Annotated in this window: 8 protein-coding genes, 1 tRNA gene and 2 pseudogenes; 9 read left to right on the top strand and 2 right to left on the bottom strand. The window is 63.7% G+C overall.

Translation table 11 applies throughout. The features are described from left to right. Nucleotides 1-263 precede the first annotated feature (263 nt). The 8 genes and pseudogenes from NG698_RS08585 to NG698_RS08550 all read left to right on the top strand — a co-directional run. Nucleotides 264-767: pseudogene (locus NG698_RS08585) on the top strand (IS630 family transposase); the annotation flags it as partial. Between the two features lie 331 nt (nucleotides 768-1,098). Next, complete coding sequence (locus NG698_RS08580; protein WP_252603498.1) at nucleotides 1,099-1,974, top strand: MurR/RpiR family transcriptional regulator; 876 nt, start codon at nucleotides 1,099-1,101, stop codon at nucleotides 1,972-1,974. Between the two features lie 39 nt (nucleotides 1,975-2,013). Then, nucleotides 2,014-4,170 (top strand): outer membrane protein assembly factor BamB family protein, encoded by a 2,157-nt coding sequence (locus NG698_RS08575; protein ID WP_252603501.1) that lies wholly within the window; start codon nucleotides 2,014-2,016, stop codon nucleotides 4,168-4,170. After that, nucleotides 4,167-5,120 carry a carbohydrate ABC transporter permease gene (locus NG698_RS08570; RefSeq protein ID WP_252603503.1) on the top strand — a complete coding sequence of 318 codons (954 nt, stop codon included), beginning with the start codon at nucleotides 4,167-4,169 and terminating at the stop codon, nucleotides 5,118-5,120. The genes NG698_RS08575 and NG698_RS08570 overlap by 4 nt, the downstream gene beginning before the upstream one ends. Next, nucleotides 5,117-5,947: a carbohydrate ABC transporter permease gene (locus tag NG698_RS08565; RefSeq protein ID WP_252603504.1), complete on the top strand. Its 831-nt coding sequence runs from the start codon at nucleotides 5,117-5,119 to the stop codon at nucleotides 5,945-5,947. Before NG698_RS08570 ends, NG698_RS08565 begins: the two co-directional genes overlap by 4 nt. Nucleotides 5,948-6,006: 59 nt before the next feature. After that, nucleotides 6,007-7,302: an extracellular solute-binding protein gene (locus NG698_RS08560; protein WP_252603506.1), complete on the top strand. Its 1,296-nt coding sequence runs from the start codon at nucleotides 6,007-6,009 to the stop codon at nucleotides 7,300-7,302. A 2-nt stretch (nucleotides 7,303-7,304) separates the two neighbouring features. Beyond that, complete coding sequence (locus NG698_RS08555; protein WP_252603509.1) at nucleotides 7,305-8,426, top strand: ABC transporter ATP-binding protein; 1,122 nt, start codon at nucleotides 7,305-7,307, stop codon at nucleotides 8,424-8,426. Then, nucleotides 8,423-9,037, top strand: coding sequence for an HAD family hydrolase (locus NG698_RS08550; RefSeq protein ID WP_252603511.1), 615 nt, complete (start codon nucleotides 8,423-8,425; stop codon nucleotides 9,035-9,037). The genes NG698_RS08555 and NG698_RS08550 overlap by 4 nt, the downstream gene beginning before the upstream one ends. A 406-nt stretch (nucleotides 9,038-9,443) precedes the next feature. Here the strand turns inward: NG698_RS08550 and NG698_RS08545 are convergent. Next, nucleotides 9,444-9,843, bottom strand: a pseudogene (locus NG698_RS08545) (transposase family protein); the annotation flags it as partial. Here NG698_RS08545 and NG698_RS08540 point away from each other — a divergent pair. Continuing rightward, on the top strand, nucleotides 9,827-10,369 hold the full coding sequence (locus tag NG698_RS08540; protein ID WP_509908523.1) for a DUF4192 family protein: 543 nt from the start codon (nucleotides 9,827-9,829) through the stop codon (nucleotides 10,367-10,369). The pseudogene NG698_RS08545 and the gene NG698_RS08540 sit on opposite strands and share 17 nt — an antisense overlap. A gap of 317 nt (nucleotides 10,370-10,686) precedes the next feature. Here NG698_RS08540 and NG698_RS08535 read toward each other — a convergent pair. After that, nucleotides 10,687-10,768, bottom strand: a tRNA-Leu gene (locus NG698_RS08535). Nucleotides 10,769-10,847: the final 79 nt, after the last annotated feature.

Genomic DNA, 10,847 nt, shown 5'->3' with positions numbered 1-10,847 from the left:
GGCCACCGCAATGGCGGCCTTCACGCCAACCGCGCAACCGCTTCCCGCGGCTGCCTGACCAAAAAGAAACTACGCGACTGTCTCACATCCTTGACACACCTCAGATCAACCTCGGCCGAAACCTGGTCCTGCCCGCGCTCGTTAGGGACTTCCGGGCACACCCGCACGGCGCACTGAGTCTCCAGGCTTTGCATAACGATTTCACCTCCTCTTCACCCCTTCATGGTCCGATCGGCCGAAAGCCGCATGATCCCGGCTGCGTTCCTCAGATGCCTGGGACGCCCGAGAAACGAACCCACGACTACGTCAGGCACGGGACCACGACCTTGTTTGCCGCACTGAACACCGCGGATGGTTCCGTGATCTCCAGTCTTCACCGGAAGCACCGCGCCACCGAGTTCCGGAGCTTCCTGGTCAAGATAGACGCCCAGGTCCCCGAGGACCTGGACGTGCACCTGATCTGCGACAACTACCAAACCCACAAAACCCCGACTATCAGGAACTGGCTCCAGGCCCACCCGCGGTTCCACATCCATTTCACCCCCACCTACTCCTCCTGGCTGAACCAAGTCGAGCGCGGATTCGTCACCGAAGACCTCCTTCGCCGCAGCGACCACCGCAGCGTCCAGGCCCTCGAAGCCGACATTCGCAACTGGGTCAAAACATGGAACGAAAACCCCACACCATACATCTGGACCAAGACCGCTGAACAAATTCTCGAATCAATCGGCAGACTTCTGAAACGAACTTCAGGCGCAGGGAACTAGGTCAGCTTCGCAGCGGAGCAGTGTGGGGTTCCAGAAGGCCATGCCGAAGTGGCCTCGGCACGTGGCCAGTTGGGCAACGATGGCGGGGCAGCTTCCGCGCCGGAGAAGTGCTGTGCCTCCGCCACGTAAAGCCGCTCCAATGCCTCGTCTCCCAGTGAGTGGGCCCGCCACACCCGGAAGATGTGCCGCATTCTGTGGGCCGTTGCATGGATGCGCACTATTCCGGGCACAGCGTGAACGTAAATTTCACAGCTGACCATTTTGTGAAATGTTTTTTCTTCGTTTACCTCCGGTGTTCTCGCCCGTTGACTCAGCCACCTAACTTGAAGTTGTGAGCACGCAACAAATCAAAGTCCCCGCCAAGCACCAGACCCAGTTCCTTGAGTCCATCCGGGAAAACCTGGCCTCGTTTTCCGCCGTGGAGCTGCGTATCGCCCGTGCCATTCTGGGAGATCCGCAGAACATCATCAATCAGTCGATCGGCCAGTTCGCGGCTGAGGCAGGAGTTTCGTCCGCGTCCGCAGTACGGTTCTGCCAAAGCATGGGCCTGGCCGGTTTCCAGGCCCTCAAGCTGGTTCTGACCCGCGAGTCGCCGTCCGAAACTGTGCAGCTTGCCGATATCGAGGCCGATGACGATGAACGGACCGTTAGCCGCAAGGTGGTTCTCGGTTCGGCCGAGGCGTTACAGTCTGCCGCGGGGAACATTGACCACGGCAGCGTGGCAGAAGTTGCGGCCCGTATCGGCAGAGCACGCAGAACCCTGGTTTTGGGCATCGGCACGTCAGCTCCGTTGGCCGCGGATGTGGCGTATCGGCTTGCCTTGGTGGGAGTCGATGCTGTGTTTGTCGCCGATGCACATATCCAGAACATCATGGCCAGCCGCCTCACCCGGGAGGATGCCTGCCTGATCGTCAGCCATACGGGTTCCACCACGGAAACACTGGCAGCATCCCGTGCGGCGAAGGCAGCGGGGGCAGCGACGGTGGCGGTTACCAGCTTTACCGGAACACCGCTGACTGACCTCGTGGATCTGTCAGTGGTGGCGGGCAGTCAGGAAACGGCCTACCGGGTGGATGCCATGACCAGCCGTGTGGTGCACCTGGCTGTACTGGACGCCATCGTGGTTCTGCTGACCCATGGATCCCATCAGCGCATGGCCGCATTGTCCGCCAGCAACGACATCCTCTCCCAACTTCATCGCAGTTAGCGCAATTCCCAGAATATTCCGCTCAATCCTGGAGACCTCATGCCCACAATCATCACCGGCCGTGTCATCGCGGCAGAAGGAATGCCGCTTCCCGGCGTCGCCGTCACAAACGGTCGGGACGTCGTGGCCACCGGAGCGGACGGCACTTTCACTGTCGAAACCTTCGGCTCATTCATCACCCTGACCCGTCCCACCGGGTGGCATACGGACCACTGGTTCAGGCGGGTTCCCGCCAATGCCGGCAACAGCACGGAGCTCGTCTTCGAACTGCACGCCACGGAGCAATCCCTCCCGTACCAGTTCATGCACATCACCGATACGCATATCGACATGGCTCAGCCCGACCAGTGGGCTTTCGACAAAGGACGCCTGACAACGCCTGACCAGCTGAAGGAATTCATTCAGGACCTCCCTCAGCTTTCGCCGGCGAGCCGCTCCGTGATCGTCACCGGCGATCTGGTGGACCACGGATCTCCGGAGGAGTTTGCCGGTTTGCTGGATGCTGTGGCTGATGCCCAGGTTCCCGTCAACCTGGTTCCCGGGAACCACGACCACATGCACGCCGGACGGGCAGGGCGCATTTCCCGCAACAACTACATCGTCAACGATGGCGACCCGGGACTGTACGAGTCGTTGGTGGGCCCGCGGTGGTTCTCCTACGGTGTTGCCGGCCTGCACGTGGTGGTGATGGACTGGCACACGCACGAGCTCGGACTAGACCACACGGTCCAGGAGGAATGGCTCAGCAATGATCTCGCGGCCGCCGGGGACGATACCCCCTACATCCTGTGCATGCATGACCAGCCGGGGCATCCGGTCATGGACCGGCTCCCGCGGAAGCCGCTGGCCACCTTCTCCGGCCATTGGCACACGTCCCGGGTCGTGGACATCGACGGCGTCCTGCACGTCAACAGCCCCACCCCGTTTTTTGCCGGCCTGGACTATTCCCCGCCGATGTTCCGCGAAGTGGTGTGGGACGGCACGAGCCTGGAGCTGAACACCCGCACCATGCCGGCCCACTACCTGCACAACCCGGAACACGCGTTCGACGTCGACAAGGCCACCGTCGCAGGATATGACGCCAAATCCGGCAGTTCGCTGGTCCGCTGGCGCCATCAGCTGGCCGGTGCCGGCCACCGCGCCGGGCTCGCCCTGGCGGGGGACCAGATCTTTGCCGGCTCCCAGATTGAGGACCGCCCTGCCGGGACGGTAGAGGCGCTCGACGCTGAAAGCGGCCGGCTTCTGTGGTCGGCGCCCACCGGGTCCGCCGTCAAGACGCGTCCGGTCCTGGTTGGCGACGTCGTGGTGGTTGCCGAGGTCAACGGTGCGGTAGCGGGCCTGGCTGCCGGAACCGGTGAGCGGCTGTGGACGACGCCCTCCACGGACCCGTACCGGCGCTTCGCCTGGCAGTCACCAGTGGAATCGGCGGGCATCGTGGTGCTCGGCGACCAGAGCGACCTCCGCGCCCTGGACGCTGCCACCGGAGAGGTCCTGTGGCGGCGCACCGATCTGTCCCCCCACCACAACATCGTCACGCATTCCAGCCCCGCGATCGTGGGCACCATGGTGATGGTGGGGTTCTGGCCGACGCCGAACTCGCCGATCGCCGTCGACCTCCACACCGGGGAGTCTATCTGGCCCATGCCCCTACTGCAGGACGACCCGTGGGACGCCGCCCGGAACCTCCGGGTCACCGGGACCGCGGCCTACGACGCTGCGCAGGACAGCTTCCTGGTACCGGCGATCTCCAGCACGGCCAAGCTGGACCGGAAGACCGGCTCCGCGCAGTGGACCGTGCAGCATGAAGGCGGCTACAGCCCCTCCACCCCGGTCATCACCCCCGCCGGATACGTGGTCACCGTGACCGGCCGTGGTCTCCGCATGCTGGCCAAGGAGACCGGCGGGCAGCTGTGGGATGCAGCAGTGGATGGGCTGGCTCCGTTCCCCATGACGGCTTACCGCATGAAGGCAAACCCCGTCATGGCCGCCCCTGCCTACGAAGAGTCCAGCGAAACGCTGCTGCTGCCAGGGCTCGACGGCGTCATCCGCCGTTACGGACTGGACGGCACCCCGGCCGGGACGTACGACGTCGGGGTCCCCCTCGCAGCCCCGCTGGTCGCCGCCGGGGGCGGTAGCTACCTCACGGTGGGAGTCGACGGCGGGCTGCTCGCGCTTAATCTGGGAGCCGGATCATGAGCCTGCTGACGCGTTCGGCGGCGAAGGTCGCAGCCGCAACGCCGGCTCCCGGAGGCCGTACAGGCAAGCAGGCCCCCACTTCTGGATACTCCAGGCCGTCCCTGACGCCGTATCTGTTGCTGCTCCCCGCTCTGGCGGCCCTGTTGCTGTTCGTCTACGGGCCGGCCCTGTTGTCCCTGATCGGGAGCTTCTTCGTTATCCCGCTGTCCGGGGGTTCATGGAAGTACGCGGGCATCAATAATTACCTCAAGGTTTTTGCAGATCCGCTGATCCATCAGGCGGCGTGGAACACGCTGGTGTATTCGCTGGCCACGATCATCCCGTCCATTGTGCTGGGGCTGTTGCTGGCGTTGCTCATGGAAAAGATGGGCCGCGGGAGCTGGCTCGCCAAGACCGCCCTCATTCTGCCCATGACGGCGAACATGGTGGCCATGGCCGTGGTGTTCAAATGGATCTTCGCGTTCCAGGGCGGTTTCGCCAACCAGCTCCTCGGGATCGTCGGCCTCGCCCCGGTGAACTGGCTGGATGAAGCCGATACGTCATTGTTCACCGTTATTCTGCTGGGGCTGTGGCGGGCTACGTCCCTGTGCATGTTGCTGTTCATGGCAGGGCTGACCACCATCCCGTCCTCCATCCACGAAGCGACGGCCGTCGAAGGAATCCGGGGTTTCACCAAGCTGCGGACGGTCATCCTGCCGATGCTTCGGCCCACCGTGGTGTTCGTCACGGTCCTGTCCATCACCGGCGCCGTCCAGGTCTTTGAAATCGTCAACGTCATGACCAAGGGCGGCCCACTGGGAAGCTCGGAAACCGCCATGACCGCGGCCCACAAGGTGGGCTTCGAGTACTTCCGGATCGGCGAAGCATCCGCCATCTCCTTCATCCTGATCGCCCTGCTGCTTGCCGTCGGCATCATCGGACGTCCGCGGCGTACCAAGGAAACCCCATGACCAAACTGAACAAAGTCCACACAGCTTTGGCTACGACCCTCGGCATCCTCGCGGCGGCACTGGCACTGTTTCCCTTCTACTGGATGGTGCGGACGGCAGTGGCCCCCGCGGAGGGCCTGACAACCACGGGACTGAGCCTCATCCCCGTCGAATTCGACTTTTCAAACTTCACCCGGGCCTGGGACAAGGCGAACCTGGGCCAGGCCATGCTCAACGGCATCGCGGTGACGCTCGGCATCCTAGTCCTGCAGCTGTTGACCTGCATTCCGGCCGCCTACGCGCTGTCCAAGTTCCGGTTCCGCGGCGCCGGCCTCATCCTCGGCCTGGTGCTGGCCTGCCTCCTCATCCCGCACCAGGCCACCATGATCCCAACCTTCGTGGGGCTGAACCTGCTCGGCCTGGGCGATACACGGCTGGGCCTGGTGTTGCCGTTCGTCACGAGCGCCATCGGCATCTTCATGCTGCGCCAGCAGATGATGGCGGTGCCGGAGGCCATTATGGAGGCGGCAGAGACCGACGGGCTGGGCCCACTGCGGACCCTTGTCTCAGTGGTCGTGCCGATCTCGGCTCCGTCAATAGCCGCCTTCTCCATGCTGTCGATCTTCACCCACTGGAACGACTACCTTTGGCCGCTCCTGGTGGCACGTAGCCCGGCCATCATGACCCCGCCGCTCAGCCTCGCGATCTTCCAGAATGCCGACACCGGCTTCGACTATCCCGCACTCGCGGCCGCCGCCGCTATCGTGACCGCACCTGTGGTCATCCTCTTCCTCCTCGCCCAGCGTCACTTTGTCCGCGGTATGGCCGGCACCGAAGTCGCCGGCTGACTCCGTAACCCCTCCCCACCCCCATCTACAGACCTCCCAAATCACACGAAGGAATCCCCATGCGCCACAAAATCCTTGCCACCGCCGCGCTCGCCACCGTGACGGTCCTAAGCCTCTCGGCCTGCGGAGGTGCTGAGTCCGGCTCCGGCGGCTCTGTCGCCGCTGCAGCCGCCATCGACCAGTGCAAGCCGGAGGAAACCACCATCAAACTGGCGTTCGCCCCCCAGGGCACGCCCGCCGTCGACCACGCAAAGAAGGTCATGGAACAGAAGTTCCCCGGCCTCAAGATCGATGCCGTCGCCGCCCAGAGCGGTAACTATTCCGACCTCACCAAGCAGATCGTCGCGGATTCAGCAGTGGGTAAGCGGCCGGACCTGATCATGACGGGCCTGGGCCAGCTCCGGTTCTGGACCGACAGCTACAACCCCGCGCCGCTGGACCCTGCAACACTTCCTGAGGGTTACCAGAAGCAGTTCCTGACGGCCGGGGAAGTCAACGGCACCACCTACCTTGCACCGTTTCAGATCTCCACGCCCACCATGCTGGTCAACAAGAAGCTGCTGGCTGAAGCCGGCATTACCGATCCGGCGTCCATCAAGGATTTCGCAGCACTGGAGGAAGCCGCCAGGAAGGTCACCGAGAAGACCGGCAAGCCCAGCATCAACATCTCTTCGGATGATCTTCCGGACTGGTTCTCGCAGGCACTGGTGCAGTCCTCCGGCGAAAAGTACGTGGCCGAGGATGGGTCGTTCGGTTTTGACACCCCGAAGGGCCGCGAGGCCATCGGGCTGCTCTCGCGTCTGGCGGAGGACAAAGTGTCCCTGAATGTGCGCATGGATGACGGCCAGGCACAGTTTGTCGCCGGGAACCTCGCCTTCCATATGGCCACGACGTCCCGCATTGTGAAGGTTGCCAAGGAAGCTCCGAAGGACCTGGACTGGACGCCCATCGACCTTCCCGGACTCAACGGACCCGAGGGCGACCTGCCTGCGGGCGGCAATGGCTGGGTGGTCATCTCCGAGGACTCCTGCAAGGCAGCATTCTCCCAGGCAATGATCACTGAGATGCTCACCAAGGAGGCCTCGCTCCTGAGCAGCGGCAAGGACTACAGCTACATTCCGGTCAACAAGCTTGCCACCGAAGAGCTCCTCAAGGGAGAAAACATCGCTCCCCAGATGCGGTACGCGTGGACCTACGACAAGCCGCTGACGGTGTGGGGCGGTTTCGAAGGAGCCCAGACGGCCCAGATCATCAACACCGTGCGCACCATGATGGAGCAGCTTGCCACCGGAAAGCCGGCCGACGAGGTTGTGCCCGCCACAGCGAAGTCCATCAACTCCATGCTGGGTAAGTAACCATGACAGCGATTGAACTGACCAACATCACCAAGCGCTTCGGCGACGTGACGGCGCTCGACGGCGTCACTCTGTCCATCCGGGACAGGGAGAACCTCTCCATTTTGGGACCCTCGGGATCCGGCAAGTCCTCCCTGCTGCGGATCATCGCCGGGCTCGAACACCCTGACGAGGGCACCGTGGAACTGGACGGCAAGAACCAGGCGGGCGTGCCCGCCCACCAGCGCGACGTGTCGATCGTTTTCCAAAACTTCGCCCTGTATCCGCACCTGTCATCCCTGGGCAACATCACCCTGGGGCTGCGCCACGGCCTGGGCCTGTCCAAGCAGGAGGCGGAGAAGCGGGCACGCGAGGTTGCCTCCCGGATGCGAGTCGAGGAACTGCTTCACCGGCGCCCGAAGGCGATGTCGGGCGGCCAGCGCCAGCGTATTGCCCTGGCGCGCGCACTGGCCCGGCATGCCGGCGTCGTACTCCTCGACGAGCCCATGTCCGGACTCGATGCCCAGCTCCATATCTCGTTGCGCGCCGAAATCCACCAGCTCATCAGCCAGGAGGGCGCCACGGGCGTGACCGTCACCCATGACCAGCAGGACGCCATGTCCATGGCCGACCGCATTGCCGTGATGGACAACGGGCGCATCGTGCAGCTGGGCACTCCGGACGAGCTTTACGATTCTCCCGTCTCGGCCTTCGTTGCCGGGTTCATCGGAGCGCCGCCGATGAACCTCCTCTCCTCGGTCCGCTCGGAATCCGGGGCGCTGGAGACGGCCTACGGACGCGTGTCCACGGACGCCAGCAACGCAGGCCTGACGGGCAACGTTGTCTTGGGCGTCCGGCCTGAGGACGTCCGCCTTGGACGACCTGAGCGCGGCAACGCCTGGACTACGGAAGGCGAAGTGATCCTGATCGAGCCCAACGGCCCGCTCAGGACCGTTCATGTGGACCTGGGCGGCTCGGTGCTCCTCCTGTCCTGCCGCTCCGCTGAGCGCCCGCAGCTGCATTCCCGTGTTGGGGTGTGGTCTGATCCGGAGAAGATCCACGTTTTCCACGGCCCTGGCGGGCTCCAGGCGGGCATGGCCTCCGAACTGGGACTGACAGCCGCTGCATTGTCGGCCGCTGTATGAAATACCTTTTCGACTGGAACGGCACCATTGCCGACGACGCAGGCCGTGCCTGTGGTGCAACCAATGCGGCGTTGCGGCTGGTGGGAGGACAGGAGATCAGCCCGGATCAGTTTGATCGCAAGTTCATGCTGCCGATGGACGAGATGTTCCTGAAGCTTGGCGTTCGCGCCGGAGACGTGCCGGCCGCCATTGCGGAATGGAACGCGGCCATGGCTTCGCAGCCAGCGCCCCTTCGCGCCGGTACGGCGGGCTTTCTGGCCGAGCTCAATGCGGCCGGCGAGATGTGTGCGGTCATATCGGCGGCAGGGCCCGGGTACCTGCTGGCCGAACTGAGGACTTTTGACCTCGAGGACCGGTTCGGCGTCGTCGTTACTGAAGCCGCGGACAAAGCCCGGGTGCTGGCAGATCTCCGGGACGGCGGCGAAGCCCTGTACTTCGGCGACACAGAGTATGACATGCGCTGCGCCGCGGAAGCAGGCTGTGTCCCCGTGGGGGTGCTCAGCGGTTACTGCCCGGAAGAACGGCTTGTCGAGGCGGGAGCCGAACTGGTGGTGCGCGACTTCGGCGAGTTCAGGGCCACCGACCTGGGCTGCCGGTTGCTGGCTGTCTAAAAGCTGCGAAGCGGCGGGCCGTTCCTTTTGGGTGGCCCGTCGCTTGTGCTTCGCTTGTGCCCGGGGGAGGTAGCCGACGGGCGACCTCGAAAGCAGGGCTCGCACCCATGCTGTGGCCTTAGAGGGCAAGCTGGGCGGCGGTGACGCTTCCATCCATCCGGCAGGGACATCCGCGGCTTCAGCGACGGATCCGAAGTCTCGCCCCTGGTAGCCGAGCTTTGCGACGTCGACGCCGCAGAAGCGCCAAGCCGCGGAACTCGCGGCTGTTCCGCCCGCGTGATGGAGGAAAACAGATGCATGCCGAGCCCAGGGGCGCAATTTGATCAATTCCTATTGGATTCATTGGTCGTAGGCGATCAGCGAACGTTTTCGGGCTTGCCGGTCAGCCAGCTGTGCGACTCGTGGCGCTTGCCGCCGCGACCACGGTGCCCAGGGGGTTGCCATTGCCGTCGACCAGCAGGGAGCGTTTGGTGCCGGACTTGCCGCGGTCCACCGGGGACCGGGCCGCGGCCTCGCCGCCGCAGGGGGCTTTGACGATGCATCCGTTCACGGCCAGGTCCACGAATTCCATGCCGACGATGCGGTCATAGGCTTCCAGGCATAGCTGCTCGAGCTTTTCGAAGATTCCGGCGGCGATGTGCCCGTTCCCCGGTGCCGGACGGTGGTGGCCGAGCAGGTGCTTTCGGCGATCTTCTCGTAGGCGGCGCCGGGCACGAGGACCTGGACGAGCTTGACGAACACGATCGGTCCGGGACCTACGGCCGGTGGCAGCCGAGAGGGTGCCCGTCGATGACGGGCGAGACCAGGGCACGGGCGAAGACAACAACGTTGTGCTGGAGACGGAGGGAAACTTGCGTGAAATCAATGCAGAGCCTGAACGTCGAGGGTGTCAGGGACCGGGCCCGGACGCTTTGGACGGAAATGCTGGCCGGAAAATCCTTTCCGACCGACGAGCAAATCATCAGCCTGATCGCGAGCCTCCAGTTCCCCACCATTCGGGATCAACTCATGGCGGACATCCCCGGAATCGACGAACCCATGAACCGTGTCCTCCTGGCCCAGACGAACAGCAACCCGCACTGGTCCCGGGTCAAGTGGGCAGAGCAGGTGCTGCTGCACGCATACACACGCAGCAGCACCAGACACTCCGCCCCAATCCTCACCGCCATCGCCTTCATCAACTGGTGGGAAGGCAGAGGCAGCAAGGCCCACCAGTTCCTGCAACTCGCCCTCGAAGCCGACCCCGGCTACCACCTGGGCAGGCTCAGCGAGCTCATGATCTGCTCCGGATCAGTTGCCATGTCATGCCGTTCCCCCCGCATTCCTGCATGAACAGGTATCAGAGCGGAAAATCCAGACCGGCCGCAACCCTGGGTCGATCTAAAAAATAATCAGCAGGTCATGTTGTAGGCGGTTCTAGCCACCATGAAGTGGTGAACGCGAAAACCCAACGGAAGGACGAAGGAGGATGAGCTCCCAGAAGAGGCCCCACGGGGCGGCACCCGGTCCGCCGTAGTCAGCCGCTCCCCCACACAACCGAATACGCCTTCCGGGACCCCACACACCCGGAACATCAGATCAGAGGCAAGAGTGTGGACACTGTCCACACGAAGAAACACCAAAAAAGCCCCTGACCTGCGGAAACACTGTGCCCGAGGTGGGACTCGAACCCACACACCTTTCGATACCGCATTTTGAGTGCGGCGCGTCTGCCAATTCCGCCACTCGGGCGCGGAATACGCTGTGCAAACCGGTACGCCCACAGCTGATTGTGAGCAACGCGATCGCTTCACGTACGCGGAATTACTCT

Origin of the sequence: Pseudarthrobacter raffinosi (assembly GCF_023913735.1) — a bacterium.
In the GTDB taxonomy this organism is placed as follows: Bacteria; Actinomycetota; Actinomycetes; order Actinomycetales; family Micrococcaceae; genus Arthrobacter; species Arthrobacter raffinosi.
The sequence above is the reverse complement of the archived record's forward strand: the minus strand, read 5'-3'. Positions and strand labels throughout refer to the sequence as shown.

Bases quoted from the DNA above. Each gene is read 5' to 3' on its own strand.
- NG698_RS08560 (WP_252603506.1), top strand. From the start codon at position 6,007: ATGCGCCACAAAATCCTTGCCACCGCCGCGCTCGCCACCGTGACGGTC.
- NG698_RS08570 (WP_252603503.1), top strand. From the start codon at position 4,167: ATGAGCCTGCTGACGCGTTCGGCGGCGAAGGTCGCAGCCGCAACGCCG.
- NG698_RS08555 (WP_252603509.1), top strand. From the start codon at position 7,305: ATGACAGCGATTGAACTGACCAACATCACCAAGCGCTTCGGCGACGTG.
- NG698_RS08540 (WP_509908523.1), top strand. From the start codon at position 9,827: ATGACGGGCGAGACCAGGGCACGGGCGAAGACAACAACGTTGTGCTGG.
- NG698_RS08565 (WP_252603504.1), top strand. From the start codon at position 5,117: ATGACCAAACTGAACAAAGTCCACACAGCTTTGGCTACGACCCTCGGC.
- NG698_RS08575 (WP_252603501.1), top strand. From the start codon at position 2,014: ATGCCCACAATCATCACCGGCCGTGTCATCGCGGCAGAAGGAATGCCG.
- NG698_RS08550 (WP_252603511.1), top strand. From the start codon at position 8,423: ATGAAATACCTTTTCGACTGGAACGGCACCATTGCCGACGACGCAGGC.